General features: G+C 62.2%; 17 protein-coding genes. 5 read left to right on the top strand and 12 right to left on the bottom strand.

Going from position 1 to position 17257, the window contains the following annotated elements; all coding sequences use genetic code 11:
* Window positions 1-61 precede the first annotated feature (61 nt).
* From ACIGJG_RS19740 to ACIGJG_RS19760, 5 genes are all read left to right on the top strand, one after another.
* Window positions 62-973 (top strand): LysR family transcriptional regulator, encoded by a 912-nt coding sequence (locus ACIGJG_RS19740; RefSeq protein ID WP_011301916.1) that lies wholly within the window; start codon window positions 62-64, stop codon window positions 971-973.
* A 521-nt stretch (window positions 974-1494) separates the two neighbouring features.
* Window positions 1495-2289, top strand: a complete 795-nt coding sequence (locus ACIGJG_RS19745; RefSeq protein ID WP_483673784.1) for an IclR family transcriptional regulator — start codon at window positions 1495-1497, stop codon at window positions 2287-2289.
* A 378-nt stretch (window positions 2290-2667) separates the two neighbouring features.
* Window positions 2668-3516 carry a fumarylacetoacetate hydrolase family protein gene (locus ACIGJG_RS19750; protein ID WP_483673785.1) on the top strand — a complete coding sequence of 283 codons (849 nt, stop codon included), beginning with the start codon at window positions 2668-2670 and terminating at the stop codon, window positions 3514-3516.
* A gap of 55 nt (window positions 3517-3571) precedes the next feature.
* Window positions 3572-5230 (top strand): bifunctional 3-(3-hydroxy-phenyl)propionate/3-hydroxycinnamic acid hydroxylase, encoded by a 1659-nt coding sequence (locus tag ACIGJG_RS19755; protein WP_483673787.1) that lies wholly within the window; start codon window positions 3572-3574, stop codon window positions 5228-5230.
* Between the two features lie 11 nt (window positions 5231-5241).
* Complete coding sequence (locus ACIGJG_RS19760; RefSeq protein WP_140948833.1) at window positions 5242-6081, top strand: VOC family protein; 840 nt, start codon at window positions 5242-5244, stop codon at window positions 6079-6081.
* A 55-nt stretch (window positions 6082-6136) separates the two neighbouring features.
* On the opposite strand, the gene ACIGJG_RS19765 is transcribed toward ACIGJG_RS19760, so the two are convergent.
* The 12 genes from ACIGJG_RS19765 to ACIGJG_RS19820 form a co-directional block, all read right to left on the bottom strand.
* Window positions 6137-7087: a TRAP transporter substrate-binding protein gene (locus ACIGJG_RS19765; protein WP_483673789.1), complete on the bottom strand. Its 951-nt coding sequence runs from the start codon at window positions 7085-7087 to the stop codon at window positions 6137-6139.
* Between the two features lie 243 nt (window positions 7088-7330).
* Window positions 7331-8542, bottom strand: coding sequence for a 3-hydroxybenzoate 6-monooxygenase (locus tag ACIGJG_RS19770; RefSeq protein ID WP_140948835.1), 1212 nt, complete (start codon window positions 8540-8542; stop codon window positions 7331-7333).
* Window positions 8543-8574: 32 nt separating this feature from the next.
* Entirely contained in the window at window positions 8575-9216 is a 642-nt protein-coding gene (maiA, locus tag ACIGJG_RS19775) for a maleylacetoacetate isomerase (RefSeq protein WP_483673791.1), read from the bottom strand.
* Window positions 9217-9237: 21 nt separating this feature from the next.
* The gene (locus ACIGJG_RS19780) at window positions 9238-9936 is read right to left on the bottom strand and encodes a fumarylacetoacetate hydrolase family protein (RefSeq protein WP_483673792.1); all 699 of its coding nucleotides are present in this window, start codon (window positions 9934-9936) and stop codon (window positions 9238-9240) included.
* A gap of 99 nt (window positions 9937-10035) precedes the next feature.
* Complete coding sequence (gene gtdA, locus ACIGJG_RS19785; RefSeq protein ID WP_041680364.1) at window positions 10036-11082, bottom strand: gentisate 1,2-dioxygenase; 1047 nt, start codon at window positions 11080-11082, stop codon at window positions 10036-10038.
* A 62-nt stretch (window positions 11083-11144) separates the two neighbouring features.
* Complete coding sequence (locus tag ACIGJG_RS19790) at window positions 11145-12017, bottom strand: ABC transporter permease (RefSeq protein WP_483673794.1); 873 nt, start codon at window positions 12015-12017, stop codon at window positions 11145-11147.
* On the bottom strand, window positions 12014-12868 hold the full coding sequence (locus ACIGJG_RS19795) for an ABC transporter ATP-binding protein (protein ID WP_220630550.1): 855 nt from the start codon (window positions 12866-12868) through the stop codon (window positions 12014-12016). The genes ACIGJG_RS19790 and ACIGJG_RS19795 overlap by 4 nt, the downstream gene beginning before the upstream one ends.
* 38 nt (window positions 12869-12906) lie before the next feature.
* On the bottom strand, window positions 12907-13962 hold the full coding sequence (locus ACIGJG_RS19800; protein WP_483673796.1) for an ABC transporter substrate-binding protein: 1056 nt from the start codon (window positions 13960-13962) through the stop codon (window positions 12907-12909).
* 446 nt (window positions 13963-14408) lie between these two features.
* Window positions 14409-15113, bottom strand: a complete 705-nt coding sequence (locus ACIGJG_RS19805) for a GntR family transcriptional regulator (RefSeq protein ID WP_245001838.1) — start codon at window positions 15111-15113, stop codon at window positions 14409-14411.
* Window positions 15110-16357: an MFS transporter gene (locus ACIGJG_RS19810; RefSeq protein ID WP_166487126.1), complete on the bottom strand. Its 1248-nt coding sequence runs from the start codon at window positions 16355-16357 to the stop codon at window positions 15110-15112. Before ACIGJG_RS19810 ends, ACIGJG_RS19805 begins: the two co-directional genes overlap by 4 nt.
* A 76-nt stretch (window positions 16358-16433) precedes the next feature.
* Complete coding sequence (locus tag ACIGJG_RS19815; RefSeq protein WP_049796527.1) at window positions 16434-16658, bottom strand: hypothetical protein; 225 nt, start codon at window positions 16656-16658, stop codon at window positions 16434-16436.
* A gap of 14 nt (window positions 16659-16672) precedes the next feature.
* The gene (locus ACIGJG_RS19820; RefSeq protein WP_140948842.1) at window positions 16673-17167 is read right to left on the bottom strand and encodes a hypothetical protein; all 495 of its coding nucleotides are present in this window, start codon (window positions 17165-17167) and stop codon (window positions 16673-16675) included.
* Window positions 17168-17257: the final 90 nt, after the last annotated feature.

Below are 17257 nucleotides of genomic sequence, written 5' to 3' on the forward strand. Positions count from 1 at the left end.
ACGAAAGTTGATAACCATAACCGGGGGTTATTCAGGTAAACCCCTGACCGGGTAGACCCGCATGAAACACCACCACCTGCGCGCCCTCGTCGCCATTGCCGATCACGGCAGCATCAACGCCGCCGCGCGCGCCCTTTGTCTAACCCAGCCGGCCATCACCAAGGCCATGCGCGAGCTGGAGACCGAGGCCGGCGTGCCGCTGCTAGCGCGCAACTCCTGGGGCGTGACGCTAACGAACGATGGCCAGGCGCTGCTAGCGCGAGCTCGGCTGATCGTCTGCGAGATCGAACGGGCCGAGGCCGAGCTGGCGCAGCGGCGTGGCATCAACGAGAGCCGACTGCGGATCGGGGTGTCGCCGCTGCCCGGCATCTCGCTGCTGCCGCCGGCATTCTCGCGATTTCGACGTGTCATGCCTGACGTGAGCGTCGACTTCCTTGAATTCGACCCGCCGCGACTGCAGGAACACTTGCGCAACGGCCAGGTCGACTTCGGCCTCACCGCCACGCAGGTTCTGGCCGCCGATCCGTTCCTGGAGTACTCCGAACTGTCGGTCTATCCGACATCGTTCGTAGTGCGCGCCGGCAGTCCGCTGGCCGGCGCCACCTCGCTGGCGGACCTACAGGACGCGGAATGGCTGCACCAGGATGCGAGCAACAGCTACCCCGTATATCTCGCTGGCCTGTTCGGCCGGCACGGACTGCCGCCGCCGCGACGCGTCACACGCAGCACGTCGAACGTCCTGTTCAGCACGCTCATGCTGGAGACTGACGCGGTGGTGCCACTGTCGCTGGCGTCGGTACGCTCACCCTATATCGCCAGCCTGTTGACGCCTCTCGCGCTGCCGGAGAATCCTCCGGATATCCAAGTGGCCTTGGTGCTTCGCGAAGGTGCGATCCTCACTCGCACGGCGGACTACTTCATCCACTGCATCCGCGAATCCACCGGTCTTGGGAACGGCTCGGAGCCCAAATGACCACCTGCCGTCCAGTGGACGTCGAAACTTGCAGTCCGAACGACCGCAATACCCAGGACTCCTGACGGTGGTCCGTCCATACCTCGACACTAGGCACGCCGACGTTCGCGACCAACGCCGGGGGGGAGAACAGACTGCAATGTGATCCTAGCCGCAGGCTCTTACGCCGCAAGGCTCTCGACAAAGAGAATGGCAATGGGGCCCAGCTCCGCGATCAAGCGCGAGACAAGACACGGGCGTCCGATGTCCCGTGCCTCAGTCGCCATGACCGAAGCTGCAAAATTGTTCCTGGAGTTACCGCTCGCGGACAAAAAATAAGGGCGCGCTGCAAGCCGGAATGAGTTCTGTCCCAATCGAAGGCCATGGAATGCGCGTCACGAAGAACAAGGTTGGCCTCGCTGTCCGCAACTTTTGTCATTCTGCGCAAAAAATGAACGACCATGTTGGCATAATCCTTGCCGTGCGGGTATAACCGAATCGCAAAACCCAACATTCTTGCAAGACAGGAAAGGACCGCTGACATGGCAACGGATCGCGCGCTCGGCGTGCTGACACTCTTCTCCCTGGACAAGCCAATGTGGACGGTTGACGAAATCGGCGAGCAGCTAGGGGTTTCGTCCAGCAGCGCCTATCGGTACCTCTCCAATCTCTTGGAGCTTGGGCTCGTTGCAAGTGCAGGTGCGAAGCGCTATGTGCTGGGCCCTGCGATCATTCAACTGGATCGGCAGATCCAATTGACCGACCCGATGTTGCAAGCTGCGCGCCCGGTCATGGCCGAACTTGTTGATTTCGCGCCCAGTGGATCCGTGATGTTGCTATGCCGGGCCTTTGGTGATTCCGTCCTGTGCGTCCATCAGGTACTCGGTAAAGGACCTCAGTCAATCGTGAGCTACGAACGAGGGCGTCCCATGCTCATGTTCCGGGGCGCGACGTCTCGCATCATTCTTGCCTTCCAGCAGACGCGAATGCTGCAAGCAATCTACGAAAAACACCATGTCGAGATTGCCGCTGCAGGGCTCGGAGATGATTGGAGCACCTTCCGCCTTGGCCTGAGCCGTCTCCGGCGTATGGGTTATGCCGTCTCGCACGGCGAAATCGACCCAGGCCGGGTCGGTATCGCGGCGCCTATTCTTGGCGAGGATGGTCGCGCGGCTGGCAGCTTGAGCTATGTGGTGGCGGAAGCCAGCGTGGATCAAGGCTCCATCGCAAGGTTGTCCCACATTCTGATGGGAGCTGCGCACGAAATCTCGATCTCGATGCTTGCCCAAGGCAAGGACGGTACAAGCGCCGCCGACGCACAGTCTGCCGGACACTAGCACACCTACTTCCCATTCAGGGCCCCGCCTCTTCTTCGAGCCACCGGCAAAGACGCATGGGGAGATCCCCTCCGTCTTAACCAATGCGCTCGAGCGCCTGACGTGCTGTGCCAATGCTCGCGCGCGCACCTCGTAGATGAGAGGAGCGCTGCAGCGAACTGCTACGGACCAAGCCCTTCGCGGCGCCTCTTCCATGACGAACCATCCTCAGGTCTCGCGCGGCTCACGCGGCGCATGCGCAATATTCATTTTCCCCACACATATCTCTTATTCCGCAACTCTTAACATAGTACTTTATCTTTTTTCTCACTATATGCGAAAATAGAACACATAAAGACGCTGCATTCCTGTTAGCGTCTCCTCGCAAAGGAGAGAAAAGTGAAACTCGTAAGCTTCGAACATGCCGGAAGGGCCTCTTTCGGAGTCGTCCTCGGAGACGCAGTGCTGGATCTGGCCCCCCACGCTGCTGCCGTCGGTCAAAGCCTTCGCGAAGCCCTCAGCAAAGGTACATTGGGCTCGATTGCCGAAATCGCGAAGGATGGAGGGACGACGATTGCGTTGGACAAAGTCCGCCTGATGCCCGTAATTCCCGACCCGGCGAAGATTCTCTGTGTCGGCATCAACTACGCGTCTCACGTCAAGGAAACAGGTCGCGAGATGCCGAAGTACCCCATGTTCTTCACACGCTTCGCCGACTCGCAGGTCGCGCACGACCAACCCATTATTCGCCCCCGTGCCTCGCAAAAGCTGGACTTTGAAGGCGAGCTGGCCGTGGTGATCGGACGCACGGCCCGCCATGTCCCTGCGGAGCAGGCATTGAACTATGTTGCCGGCTATTCCTGCTACAACGACGGAAGCGTTCGCGACTGGCAAAAGCACACCATTCAGTTCACACCGGGCAAGAACTTTCCCCAGACCGGCGCGTTTGGCCCATGGCTCGTAACAACCGATGAGATTCGCGATCCGTCCGCGCTGTCGCTGACCACGCGGCTCAACGGCGAAGTGGTGCAGGCCGCCACGACGGACGACCTCATCTTCAGCGTAAGCGAAGTGATCGCCTATTGCTCAACCTTCACGGAGCTACGCGCTGGCGACGTCATCATTACCGGAACGACAGGCGGCGTCGGCGCATTCCGTGAGCCTCCGCTATGGATGAAGCCCGGCGACGTGGTGGAAGTGGAAATCTCCAAGATTGGCGTGCTGCGCAACACAATCCAGGACGAATGACGCAGCCGTGGGCGAACGCCGCACGATCCAGCGGTCGTCCACGAAGGAGACAACCATGCAAGACGCGAACGCGCTCAACACATCCGTGTTGATTGTCGGCGCCGGCCCAACCGGGCTTACCCTCGCCAATATCCTCGGCCAGCAGGGCATTGACACCATCATCATCGATCGCAAGCCGTCCACTGTAGGGGAACCGCGAGCGGTTTCGATCGACGACGAATCTCTGCGAACCATGCAGGCAATCGGCCTCGCTGACGACGTATTGAAAGACGTGGTCAAGGGCTACGGCGTGCACTACTACACCCGCCCTGGCGGCATCTGCTTCGGCAAAGTGGAGCCCACGGCAAGCGAGTACGGCTTCCCGCGCCGCAACGCATTTCGCCAACCGCTGCTGGAGGCCACGCTCCGCAAGGGACTTGACCGCTTTGCCTGTGTTCGCGTTCTGTTCGAGCACACGCTAGTTGACTTTACGCAGGATGCAAACGGCGTCCGTGCAAACGTCGCGTGCAGCGATGGCCCGAAAACCATTGCGGCAGCCTATGTCGTAGGCACCGACGGAGGCCGCAGCGGAGTTCGTCAGCAGATCGGCTCGACGCTCGTCGGCTCATCGTTCAACGCAAGATGGCTGGTGATCGATATCGAGAATGACGACGACTCGTTCTGGCAAACACGAGCGTTCTGCGACGCGGACCGTCCCGTGGTCGACGTCCCGGGCCCCAACCGCACGCGCCGCTACGAGTTCCTCCTCAAGCCCGACGAGACGGACGACGCCATGCTGAAACCAGAGCGCATTCGCGAATTGCTTCGGCCTTTCAAAGATGACAGGCCCGTAGACGTCGTCCGCAAGACCGTCTATACGTTTCACGCGCGCGTGGCTGACAAATGGCGCGTCGGCCGGGTGTTCCTTGCCGGAGACGCTGCACATCTGACCCCGCCGTATGCGGGTCAAGGCATGAATAGCGGGGTTCGCGACGCACACAATCTCGGCTGGAAGCTTGCTGCCGTGCTCAACGGCATGATTGGGCCAAATGCACTGGACACCTACCAGCAGGAGCGTCGCATTCACGCCTGGGCGTTAATTCGTCTTGCGTTACAACTGGGTTTCGTCATGGCGCCCTCAAGCCGCTTTCAGGCATGGAGCACCTCCGCATTCTTCCGAGCGACGGCCATCGTCCCGCCGGTGCGTGATTTTTTCCTCAAGATGAAGTTCAAGCCGAAGCCGCGCTTCCGCGAAGGGCTCGTTGAAATTGAACATAGCAAACATCCGCGACTAGTCGGCTCCATGGCGCCCCAGCCGTTGGTTCGGGTAGAGGGCGGCGAAACCGTCCCCCTCGACGATCTCATCGGGCACCACTTCGGTCTACTCGCCATCGATGTCCCCACCGTGGCACTGCGATCTGTCTGCGACCTCCCTCTCTGGACGCAACTGCAGGCAAGCAAGATTGTGCTTTGCGCGAATGGGATTCGTACCGGTGCAACCTTGGGTGGTTTCTCAACTGCGGCTGTCGACGAATTGCCAGCGAGTCTGGCGACTGCAAAGGGTTGCTTCATCCTGCTGCGTCCCGACCGATATATCGCTGGTGTTTTCGATGCAGACGGCGCCGAGCCGTTTGCGAAAAGCTACCAGCAACGAGCTCAGTCCAGACAGCAAGCTCCAGACCTCATTTCGACTTTTCCACCAGCTCGCCAACCGCAATTGGTTGTGGCCGACTGACGGAGCCAATCATGTCAACACTCCAGACTGACACGCCGCTCTCCCTGCATCATCTGCACGTCACCAGTGAAGCGCCGCAAGCCTTGGCCAGCTTCTATGCCGATCTCTTCGACCTCCGGCTTGTGCCATATGCCGGAGATGCAATCGCACTGGGTGGTGGCTCTCGAGCCATCGTGATCCACGAGGGTCGTTCCGGTGAACTTGCCGCCGCCGCCTACGCAGCCGGCGACGAAAGCGCCCTCGCACGGCTGACTGCACGCCTCGGGGACACGGCGATTCCCGCTGGCCCGGAAGCGATGATCTTCTTCAAACGAGGGGCCATCGCCGTCGAGGATCCTCAGGGCCGTCGCCTGATTCTAGGTGTTCCTCGTGAGACTCGCAGTGACGATCCCCTTCCCGCCCGGCTACAACATACCGTGTTCCAGACAACCGAACTCGAAAATGTGCTTGATTTCTACGTGCATCGACTTGGCTTTGTCGTCTCTGATGAAGTCGTCGACGATGAAGGCCGCCTGACAACGTGCTTCCTGCGCTCGGACGACGAGCATCACTCGCTCGCATTCTTCCGCGGATCGCAGAACGCGTGGGACCATCATTGCTATGAGACGAGTTCCTGGAATGACATCCGGGACTGGGGCGACCGATTTGCCCGGGTACGCCGATCCATCTTCTTCGGCCCCGGTCGGCATGGCCCCGGAAACAACCTGTTCTTCATGGTCACGGATCCTGACGGCAACCGGCTCGAGCTGTCCGCCGAACTCCAGAAGGTGAAGGCGGACCAACAACCGGGCTTGTGGCCGCACGAGGAATACACGCTCAATTCCTGGGGCCGCGGCTGGATTCGCACCTGAGTCTGACGGCGCGACAATGATGCGCCGGATGACCGGCCGCCCAAGTCGGGCTCGCTCAATGAAGCATACGAATCTTGTCGAGTTCGGCCTTATACAAGTTAATAACGGAAGCGTCATAGTCGCGGGCAATGCGCGCAAGCACCGGTCGGGCTCGCTCGCCTAACTTCCTGAGTTCGGCGGGCTCCATCTCATTGATACGCATGCCTTTGGCTTCAAGCTCCGCACGCATCCTGGCATTCTCAGCGCGAATCAGGCGCCGCTGATACTGGCCGGCCTCCGCCGCGGCGTCGCGCAACAGTGCCTGGTCAGCCGGCGCCAACGTGTCCCAGAAGCGCTTGCTCGCGATCAATGTCATGGCACCGTACGAGTGGTGGGTGACACTCAGGTAGGTCTGGACCTCATACAGTTTGCCCGTCACTATCTGGGAATAGAAATTGTCCTGCGCTGCGACGCTCCTGGATTTCAACGCGGCATGCAGTTCAGAAAATGGCAGAGGGACGGGATCCGCCCCAATTTCCTTGAAGCTTTCCATGAACAAAGGCGAAGGGATGACACGAATCTTCAAGCCAATGAAGTTGTCCGCATGGAGGATGGGACCAGTAGAAGTCGTCACATGCCGGAAGCCGTTCTCCCACCATGCGAGTCCGATCAGATTACGGCTTGCCAGACGATCCAACAGGGTGGCGCCGAAAGGTCCGTCGAGCAATGCATTGGCCTGATTTTCATTGCTGATCGTGAACGGAAGATCAATCAGACCAAAGCCCTTCTCGACATCAGCCAGCCCGATCGTAGCTTGAAGCATCAATTCTGGCGTTCTGCCATCTCCTGCCTGCAAGGATGCGATCTGGACTGATGGAGATTCCGGCATGGAATCTGCGGAGGCCTGCACGAGTATGCGGCCACCACTTCGGGCTGCCACCAGTTCTGAAAACTTGTTCATGCCACGGCGCACGGGGTGATCCGCCGAGAGATATCCACGGTAATCGGCGATATGGATGATTCTCACCCCCGGCATCGCGGCGGAGAGAGGGTCCGCCACCGCTGCGGTTGCCAGTACGGACAATGGGATGCAACAAGCGAGTCTGGCAAGACTCCGCCTATACCTTGATGACACCAGTAAGGTAAGCAGACCCACTACGGATGAATGCTTGGGCATTCCTGTCTCCTTGTGATGCACGACGATGCGCCATCCTGATTTCTTGCAAAGCAGTAAGAAGCGTGACATCCGCTTCTTTCCCCACCTTGCTTCTCACAGCCAGGGCGTCTGGCTCAGGCATTTCTCAGCCCGCCACCCATGCAGCCATTGCAGCGAGTCGTAGAACTGCGACTGCGTGCGGCCCGTCCACAGCGAGTTGCGCACGTGGCGGTCAACGCCCTTGGCGTGATAGATGCGGCCCATGTCGCGGGCGGCATACAGCACGCGCGCGGTACGCGGGATGCGGGCCTGTTCGTACAACGTAAACGCGGCCTCAAAGTCGCCATTGGCTTCCTGCACGGCTGCGCCGAGCGTGACGGCGTCTTCGAGCGCCTGGCAGGCGCCCTGCGCGACGTACTGGGTCATCGGATGCGCAGCGTCGCCGAGAATGGTTGCGCGGCCGAAGCTCCAGCGTTCGACCGGTTCGCGGTCGGCCGTAGCCCAGCGCTTCCACGACGATGGCCGGTCGAGCATCTGGTGTGGGAGCGGATGGATAGCCTCGAAGTATGACAACACCTCTTCCTTGCTGCCGTCTTTCACCCCCCATTCTTCCTTCTCGCGGCTGTGGAACGTGACGACGAGGTTGTACTGCTGACCGCCGCGCAGCGGGTAGTGCACAAGATGGCAGTTTGGGCCGGCCCAAACCACAGGCGCGTTGACTTGCAAGTCCTTTGGCATGTCTTCTACATCGACGACGGCGCGGTACACGACGTGGCCGGTCACGCGCGCCTCATCGCCGATCAGCGTCTGGCGGATAGCGGACTTCACGCCATCGCAGCCCACCACGGCATCAGCCACGTGGCATTCGCCGCGCTGGTCGATCACCGTCACGCCGCGCTCGCCCTGCTCCAGCTTTTCCACGCGGGTGCTGGTGCGAAACGTGATGAGCGGATGGTCCTGCACGGCTTCCAGGATTGACAGGTGGATGTCGGCGCGATGAATGACCGCATACGGGTTGCCGAAGCGCTCTCGGTACCGTGCGCCCACATTGACGACGGCCACGTCGCCAGTGTCGATCGCATCCTTCAGGATCATCTGTTCAGTGAACACTGCCCGATCGCGCGCAGCCTGGCCAACGCCCAGCGCGTCAAGCGCGGCAAAGGCATTGGCGGCCAGTTGGATACCGGCGCCAATCTCGCCGATCTGGTCAGCCTGCTCCAGCAGCTCGATGCGGATGCCCTGCTTCGCCAGCGCCAGCGCCGCGGCAAGACCGCCGATGCCGCCGCCGATGATCAAGACTTTCCTGTCGGATTGATTCGATTGCATGTGTCGTCTCCTATGCCCGGGCGCTCTTGCGCTCAGGCGGTGTAGTCGGGCTGCCGCGCCGGGGCGGCCAGGGCGAAAGCGGGGTGCGCGCTGGCGTGGGCATACACTGCCATCGCCTTCGGGTAACCGGAAAGATCGCAGCCCATGCGTAAGGCATTGGCGATCTGCGGCACGAGGCAGACGTCTGCCAGCGTGGGCTGGGAGCCGAAGCACCACGGCCCTTCCCCATACCGGGAAAGCAGGCGCTCGACGCCGGCCATGCCTTCATCGATCCAGTGGCGATACCACGCGTCCTTCTGCTCGGGAGACACCTTCAGCTCGCTTTGCAGATACTTGAGGATGCGCAGGTTGTTCACCGGGTGCATGTCGCAGCTCACCAGATATGCCAGTTCGAGCACCCGCGCGCGGAGATGGCCGCTCGCCGGCAGCAGGCGCGGCTCCGGATGGCGCGCGTCGAGATAATCCACGATCGCCAGCGACTGCCCGAGCGCGAAGTCGCCATCGATCAGCGCCGGTACCGATGCCGACGGGTTGATTGCGTTCACGTACTCCCCGTCGTGATGTTCGCCGACGCGGATGTTCACCGGCAGGTACTCGTACGACAGGCCCTTGAGCGCGAGGGCGATGCGCACGCGGTACGACGTGGAACTATTGAAAAAACTGTAGAGCTGCATGTCGACTCCCGTGAATTTCCGTCAGACCACGCGCACGGTCAGTTCGCCGAGCCCGTCCACGCCCGTCACCATCGTCTCGCCGGCCTTTACCGCACCCACGCCTTCCGGCGTGCCGGTAAAAATCACGTCGCCCGGCTCCAGCCGGAAGAACTGCGACAGGTACGCCACCGTCTCGGCCACCGACCAGATCAGGTGCGTGATATTGCTGCGCTGCTGGTCTTCGCCGTTGACGGTCAGCCAGAGCGCAGCCTCTTGCGGGTGGCCGATATCGGCAGCGCGATGGATCGGCGCGACCGGTGCCGAGGCGTCGAAGGCCTTGCCGATCTCCCACGGGCGGCCCATCTCGCGCATCTTCATCTGCAGGTCGCGGCGGGTCATGTCCAGGCCCACGGCGTAGCCCCAAACATGCTCGAGCGCCTGGTCGACGGGGATGTCGGAACCGGCCTTGCCGATCACGGCCACGAGTTCGGCTTCGTAGTGATAGTTGGTGGTCTGCGCGGGATATGGCAGTTCCAGCACCTGGCCGTCCTGCACCGGCATGATGGCGTCGGCGGGCTTGCAGAAGAAGAACGGGGGCTCGCGGTCGGGATCAAAGCCCATCTCGCGCGCATGGGCGGCGTAGTTGCGGCCGACGCAGTAGACGCGGCGCACGGCGAACTGGTCGTCGCTGCCCGCGACAGGGATGGAGACAGTTGCAGGCGGCGTGAAGATGTAGGACATGACAGTCTCGGTTAAAGATTTGGCAAACGCAGGTTGAGCGGGTCCGAGGCAGCGCCTGTGGCGGCGCGGCCTGTTGGCTTTTATCGAAAGGAAATCGGATCAGGTGCGCGATTCGCGCAGCAGGTTGAGCGCGGACAGCACGGGGCGGTCGGAGTAGCTGAACAGCACGGTTTCGTCCAGCGCGGCGAGTTGCACCGGAGCCCAAGAGGGAACCACGAAGGTATCGCGCGGTTCGAACTGGAATTGTTCGTCGCCAATACGTACCGTGCCGCGCCCCTCGACCACGCTGTAGACGGTTGCGTCCGTGCTGCGGTACGTGCGGCCCTGGAAGCCCGCCGGCAGGTATTGCATGAAGGTCGCGATGGTCGGCATTGGCCAGCCGCCCGTGGCAGGGTTGACGTAGCGTAGCTTCACGCCGTCCCAGGCATCGAGTTCGCCGTTGCGGTAGAGCTGGTCGAGCGCCTCGCGGGAGCGGTCGTACGGGTAGCTGAAAATCGGCGAGGTCGGGTCGGAAACATTGTGGCGCACCGGCACCATGTTGTGACCAAAGCGGGCAAAGCTGTCGCCCTCGGGCCGCGTGACCGGCTGCTGCGCCTCGGGGTAGTTCTCGGCAAAGCCGCCGTCGAAGAATTGCACCAGCGGAATATCGAGTCCATCGAGCCAGACCACCGGCTCACCGCCGTTCTCGACGGCCGGATTGCCGTGGTCGTGCCACGTCCACGAGGGCGTAATGATGAAGTCGCCGGGGCGCATGGTGGTACGCTCGCCATTCACGGCGGTCCAGGCACCTTGCCCCTCCACGATAAAGCGCAGCGCCGACTGCGTATGGCGATGACTCGGCGCGACCTCGCCCGGCAAGATCAGTTGCAGCCCGGCGTAGAGCGAGCCGGTGATGCTCGATTTGCCAGGCAGGCCCGGATTCTCCAGCACCAGCACGCGGCGCACGGCTTCCTGGGCACTGATGAGATTGCCAGCCTGCATCACCAGCGGACGGACCTGCCTGTACTTCCAGATGGCCGGCAGAATCTTCGGCTGGGGCTGCCGCGGCACCAGCGTGTGCAGCGATTCCCAAAGGGCGCTCATGTGGCTTCGGCCGATATCGGCGTAGTAAGCAGCACGATCGGCGCCGGATTGGCGTGCGTCCATAGTATCTCCGTAATGATTGTTGTACATGGCGGCGCGCATCGGCCGCATTGGGACCCATGCGTTCAGGGCCGCCTTCGCCTATGCCCACGAGCGACCACGCGCCACGGCAGCAGCGCCCGCTCCAGCATGTCGAAGCCAAGCGAGAACAGGAATCCCAGCATCGCGCTCGCGGCCAGTCCCACGTACATCCTTTCGACTTCAAACACCTGCCAGCTATTCCAGATCAGGAAGCCGATGCCCGACTTCGCGCCGACGAACTCCGCCGCGACGATGACCAGCAGCGCTACACCAAGGCTGATTCGCAAGCCCGCAAGAATCTGGGGAAGCGCCCCCGGAAAAGCGATGTCCCGAAACATCATCAGGCGGCTCGCTCCGAAGTTGTGGCCGACGTCGAGATGCAGCGGACTGATGTCGCGCACTCCCTCGTATGTATTGATCAGCACCAGGTACACCACGGTGACGGCGATGATGGCGTACTTCGACAACTCTCCCATGCCGAACATCAGGATGAACAGCGGCAGGATCGCCACCTTTGGAATAGGAAACGTCGCGTTCACCAGCGGCTGGACCAGCGCGCGGACGACCGGCGACAGACCCATCGCTAGCCCGATCAGCACGCCCGGGACCGCGCCGAGCAGGAAACCCGCGAGAATCCGGGTCAGGCTGATGCCGACGTGCACGAAGATCTCGCCCGTCGCGATGAGGTGCGTCAGTTCCTCCAGCACGGCCGAAGGCGGAGGGAAGAAGCCCGTGTTCACCCAGCCCGCGCGGCACGCACCCTCCCATATCGCCAGCAGCAGCAGCGGGGACGCGATCGACAGCAGCGCGTAGCGGCCTGGCATCAGCGCGCGCAGGCGTCGCCACGGCGGCGGCTGGTGCGCCGTTGCAGGATCACCGGATTGCATGGCGTCGGCCATGTTTCGCTGCGCCTTCATTTCCCCATCTCCCGGCCGTGGGCCATGACTTCCTCGCGCAGGCATCCCCAAATGCGCCCGAAGAGATTGCCGTATTCGGCGCTGCTCTTGACCTGCTCGACATGGCGCGGGCGCGCGAACACCTCGCTGATATCGATGACCTCCTTCACGCGTCCCGGCCGATTGGTCATCACCAGCACGCGATCGGCCAGCACGATGGCCTCGTCAATGGAATGGGTGACGTACACCACGGTCTTGCGCGATGCTTCCCAGATATGGAGCAGTTCCGCCTGCAGGACCAGCTTGGTCTGCTCGTCCAGCGCCGCGAACGGCTCGTCCATCAGCAGGATCTCGGGATCGTTGGCGAACGCGCGGGCGATGCTGACGCGTTGCTTCATGCCGCCTGACAGTTGGTGCGGATAGGCGTCGCGGAACATCTGGAGACCGACCTTGGCGATGAAGTCCTCGGCGATGCGGTAGCGGTCCTGCTTGCCCATGCCGCGTGCCTTGAGGCCGAACGCCACGTTGTCCCGCACTGTCATCCACGGAAACACGCCGTGTTCCTGGAACACCATCGAATTCAGCCTGCGCTTTCCCTTTTCCTCCGACGTGGCATTGCGCGTCACCTCCACGTCACCGGCCGATGGCGTCTCCAGATCGGCCAGGATACGAAGCAGCGTCGTCTTGCCGCATCCGGACGGTCCGACGATGCAAAGGAACTCGCCTTCCCGGATGTCAAAGTCAAACGGCGCCAGCACGGGCACCTGGCGTCCGTTCAGCGGAAACGACTTGCTGACGCCGCGCAGCCTGACCTTGGCCGATGTACCTGTGGGCGTAGTTTCCCGGGCTGGCAAGGAAGCCGTAGCCGTCATGCCGGATTCTCCCCGGAGTATCGCCGTGTGGCCGCCTGTCATTTCGCACGCCCAAGCCGGCCGATCGCATAGTCAACGTAGGCGGGATCGAAGACCTTCGCTGGCTCGACCACCTTCTTCTGCACTCCGCTCGCGATAAAGAATTTCTGCACCTGCACCTCGGCGAGCGCCGCCGCATTGCTGGCGCCGTTGGGTTCGGCATTCGGCAGGCCGATGGCACGCAGGAGGTTCACGTCCTTCACCGGCGTATGCGCCTGCAGCGACCGGATCAGTTCCTCCTTCGCCGGTCCGCCGCTCGCGCTCGCCCGAATGAATTCGCGTTGTCCGCGCAGCAATGCGGTGACGAATCGGCTGACCGCTTCCTTGTTGGCCATCGCGAAATCGCGATTGGCGAACAGCACGATGGTGGGGAGCGGCGGCGACGTCTGCCCCTGTGGAATCGCCATCACGGCGGCGCCGCGCGCTTTAGCCAGGCTGATGAACGGCTCGACCTGGAAGGCGGCGTCCAGCGACTTGTTCGTGAGCGCAACCACGGCGTCGGGAAACGACAGCGTCGTAATATGGACGTCGGTTTCGGACAGGCCCGCCTGTTGCAAGGCGCGCAGCACATTGAAGTGCGCATTGCCGCCGAGCGTCAGCACGCCGATCCGCATGCCGCGCAGGTCCTGCGGCCGCTTGTACTTGCCTGACTCAACCAGATCACGGCGCACGGCGATGCCGCTCGAATGATCGTTGGGTCCGACCGTGTTCAGTGGCAGCAGCCCCACCACGCCGATGCCTCGGTTCAGCGCATTGAACAGCGCGGCGCTGAGCGACATCGAGCCGAGATCGAGTTCGCCGCCGGCAAGCTGCGCCAGCGTATCGGAGCTTGAGTTCGCGCTGGCTGTGGCGACCAGTTGGACATCGAGCCCCTCCTCCTTGAAGTAGCCCTTATCGTAGGCCAGGAACAGACCGCTTTCGGCGAACAGGCCGGCGGTATTGATGCGGATCTTCACGGGAGGATGAAGAGCCTGCGCGTGGGCGCCGCCAAGCGCGGCACCGAGCGCCACTCCAACCATGCACGCGAGGCGCCGCAACATGCCGCGTCTTGTCATATCCGTCTCCGTTCGGTGGCCTTGATGGGGAAGCAGCGGGGTGGCCAAACCTGTTTTGTAGGCTAGATATTATTCAATTATGAATTCTTAATCAAGAACTGCTGCGTGAACAGGGTGCAGCATGAACAGAGATGCTCGCGCATCGAGGCGGCCCATGCAGTACGCAATGGCCGATCGCCGTGGCGGGGGAGAAGTCAATCAGCCGATGTTGCCCAGTCGGGCGCGGCATGCTGTCAGCAGGCGGGGAGCTGGGGGACCGAGGGACATCTCGCTGACAGCGTCTGGTACATGAGCGCGAGCGTACGCGCCCAGGGCAAGCGCGACTCCAGACAAGAGTGCGGGCCGCATCGGCAACCTGGTGCTGCGGCCTTCGAGCCGTACTACGACAGCTTCCTGTTCGAGAACCGCGGTCTACCCGCGCGGCATCACGCGGGTTCTCAGGCGAGCTACAGCCCGCGCGCGTCGATCCTCGCCAGCATCGACGTCAGAATCTTCTCGCGCTCGCGTTCGAAACCGCGGATGAGTTGCGCACGGTCCCGTTTCGACATGGCGGCCAACAGCGTATGTTCAAGGTGCGCGGTCCGTTGTTCGCCCGGTACCCTCACCTCCGAGGCCAGTGCCCGGTAGCGGTCGGTCAGCCTGATCAGGCGAATCGCCTCGCGCCGCAGGATCTTGTCCGGTGACAGGTCAAACAGCAGTGCATAGAAATCCTGGTATTCGTCGATCCACTCTGCGCGTTGGCCGCTATCGAGGTAGCTGTCGAGCCGTTCCAGCATCGCCTTCAGTGCCTTCATCTGCGTGCTGTCCGGCCATTCGACGGTCTTCAGCAACTCCCGCTCCAGCAGGAACCGGTAGCGGTAGAGCTGGCGGGCTTCGTCTGTCGAAAGCGGAGCAACGAAAAAGCCGCGGTTAGGATCATGTTCAATGATGCCCTCGGCCGCCAGCAGCTTGAGCGCCTCTCGCACCGGCACCCGGCTGATGCCGAAGCGATCGGCCAGGTCTGACTGGCGCAACTGGAGCCCCGGGGCAAGGGTGCCGCGATTGATCAGCTTGCGGACCTGTTGGGCGATCTGGGCCGGAAGATCTACGCCCTTGACTTCTACATGGTTCATGTTCGGCAGCGGATGGACAGACGGGACGCCTGCAATCATGACAGGTTCATGCGACTGTACACCGGTTGAACCTGCTCGCGCATGGCGGCGACGTTCGTCATGTACAGCGCCGATGCCAACAACAACACCACGCCGCAGGTCGTCAGCGCAGCCGGCGTGCCGACGTACTCCGCCGTCCAGCCCCAGAACAAGGCGCCCACGGGTGAAATGCCCAGGAACGCCACGACGTACAGCGACGCGACCCTGCCGCGAAAGCCATCTGGCGCCGCGAGCTGGATCAGGGTATTGACTGAAGCCGCTGCGAGCATGGTACCCATGCCGACGAGAAACAGCATCACGAACCCCATCCAGACCACCGGCGCCTGGGCGAACCCGATGGCGGCGCAGGCAGCCATGACGGAGGCGAAGCCGATCGTCGCCAACAGCCAGCCGACACCGCGCCGCATCGCCAGATACAGCATCCCGGCCAGCGCGCCAAGCCCCGCCGCGCCAAGCAGCATGCCCAGCGTGCGCGAGTCCCCGTGGAAGCGCTCCCGCACGAACCACGGCATCATTGCGGCATGGGTCTGGATGGTAAAGCTCATCGTTGCCAGCAGCCACAGGCTGTTGCGGCAGGGCGTGAAGCGATTCGCATAGCGCAGCCCAGCCGCGAACTGCCTGAGCCAAGGCTCCGGCTGCGCCGCGCGCTGCGCCGGCGCCACGCGCATGGCGCGCAGCGCCGCGATGATCGAAAAGCGCAGGATCGCGTTGGCCGCGAACGCCCACACCTGGCCGAACGTGGCGATGATCGCCCCAGCGATCGTCGGGCCGACGAATCGGGCACCCGCCATCATGCTGGAATTGAGAGCGATGGCGTTGGCGAGATCTTCCTTGCGCTCCACCATCTGCGACAACAGCGATTGCCGCGCCGGCGAATCAAACGCATTCACGATGCCGAGCACCAAGTTCGCCACCACAATATGCCAGGGCCGCAGCAGGCCGGTTGCCACCAGCGACAGCATCGCCACCGACTGCATGCACGCGACGGCATTCGCTACCATCAGCACGCGCCGGGTATCGAGACGGTCCAGCAGCGGCCCCGTCACCGGGGCCATCAGCAGAAAGGGAATCTGCAGCGCGAAGGCGGCCAGGCCAAGAACCAGCGTCGAACCGGAGAGCGCATAGGCCAGCCAGGACGTGGCAATCAACTGCTGCCAGTTGCCCACTTGCGCGGCACCCTGCCCCGCCATGAACAGGCGGAAGCTGCGGGAGGAGAGTGCGCGGAGGCCGTGGGGTAACTGCATGTGGGACACCATAAGAAAAAAAGAGCGACAGCCGTTTCCAGGCGCCGCCCAACTCTCGAGCACGAGAAGTCAATAATTAATGATCAGGCATCGGCGTTGCCACGCTTCGCCCCGCGGAACGGCTTGCGCGGCTATCCTTGACGAACATCACGAAGACGTAGAGCCATGCCGCTATCAGCGCAAAGCAGTCGCGATAACGCAGCGGACGATAATCCGCATAGCCCAGCCCGGTCGACCCGATGCACGCGGCGAGCGTGATGAGCAGACAAATACCGACAGCAATCCACATAGGCTTCTTCATCGCAGTCTCCCGGTTCAGGCGTCAGCCTGCTGAACCACGCGCGCCCGACCGGCGCCTTCGCGCGATCGCACTAGCGTCTTCCATCCGTCCCACAGCCATACCGGCTCGGCCTTGGCCTGCAGGATCGTCGCGTAGTGCCCGCCATACGCTAACAGGAGCGAGACGTTCATCAGCAGTTCCTGCGGGCCGGAAAACAACTGGCGCGGCGTGCCCACGATAAACGTGTTCATCCAGAAGATGTTGAAGGTGGTCGGCATCTCCAGCACCAGGGCCAGCAGCACGTTCCGATTGGTCACGAGCAAGATCCCACAGAAGCATTCGAGAAACTTGATGCCCTGGTAGATGTAAATGGCCTTCGCCGCATCCACATAGACGCCCGCGGCTCCCGGAATCTCCGGAATGAACCCCGTGGCGATGTAGCGAACGCTTGAATAAATCAGGTTGGCGCCATAGTAAATCCGCAACCAGGCGACCACGTATTTCCAGGGGGATTGCGCGTCCCTGCTCATTTGATGTCTCCTCTGCTTACCCTATTGTTCCCGTCAATGGCTTACCGTCGCTTGTTCGCCGCCGGCAACTGCTGAGCCGGCGGGCGTCAA

Source organism: Cupriavidus sp. C1SS-2L (assembly GCF_057073735.1).

Coding starts and splice junctions, on each gene's coding strand:
- ACIGJG_RS19740 (WP_011301916.1), top strand. CDS start 62: ATGAAACACCACCACCTGCGCGCCCTCGTCGCCATTGCCGATCACGGC.
- ACIGJG_RS19745 (WP_483673784.1), top strand. CDS start 1,495: ATGGCAACGGATCGCGCGCTCGGCGTGCTGACACTCTTCTCCCTGGAC.
- ACIGJG_RS19755 (WP_483673787.1), top strand. CDS start 3,572: ATGCAAGACGCGAACGCGCTCAACACATCCGTGTTGATTGTCGGCGCC.
- ACIGJG_RS19760 (WP_140948833.1), top strand. CDS start 5,242: ATGTCAACACTCCAGACTGACACGCCGCTCTCCCTGCATCATCTGCAC.
- ACIGJG_RS19770 (WP_140948835.1), bottom strand. CDS start 8,542: ATGCAATCGAATCAATCCGACAGGAAAGTCTTGATCATCGGCGGCGGC.
- maiA (WP_483673791.1), bottom strand. CDS start 9,216: ATGCAGCTCTACAGTTTTTTCAATAGTTCCACGTCGTACCGCGTGCGC.
- ACIGJG_RS19780 (WP_483673792.1), bottom strand. CDS start 9,936: ATGTCCTACATCTTCACGCCGCCTGCAACTGTCTCCATCCCTGTCGCG.
- gtdA (WP_041680364.1), bottom strand. CDS start 11,082: ATGGACGCACGCCAATCCGGCGCCGATCGTGCTGCTTACTACGCCGAT.
- ACIGJG_RS19790 (WP_483673794.1), bottom strand. CDS start 12,017: ATGAAGGCGCAGCGAAACATGGCCGACGCCATGCAATCCGGTGATCCT.
- ACIGJG_RS19795 (WP_220630550.1), bottom strand. CDS start 12,868: ATGACGGCTACGGCTTCCTTGCCAGCCCGGGAAACTACGCCCACAGGT.
- ACIGJG_RS19800 (WP_483673796.1), bottom strand. CDS start 13,962: ATGACAAGACGCGGCATGTTGCGGCGCCTCGCGTGCATGGTTGGAGTG.
- ACIGJG_RS19805 (WP_245001838.1), bottom strand. CDS start 15,113: ATGATTGCAGGCGTCCCGTCTGTCCATCCGCTGCCGAACATGAACCAT.
- ACIGJG_RS19810 (WP_166487126.1), bottom strand. CDS start 16,357: ATGCAGTTACCCCACGGCCTCCGCGCACTCTCCTCCCGCAGCTTCCGC.
- ACIGJG_RS19815 (WP_049796527.1), bottom strand. CDS start 16,658: ATGAAGAAGCCTATGTGGATTGCTGTCGGTATTTGTCTGCTCATCACG.
- ACIGJG_RS19820 (WP_140948842.1), bottom strand. CDS start 17,167: ATGAGCAGGGACGCGCAATCCCCCTGGAAATACGTGGTCGCCTGGTTG.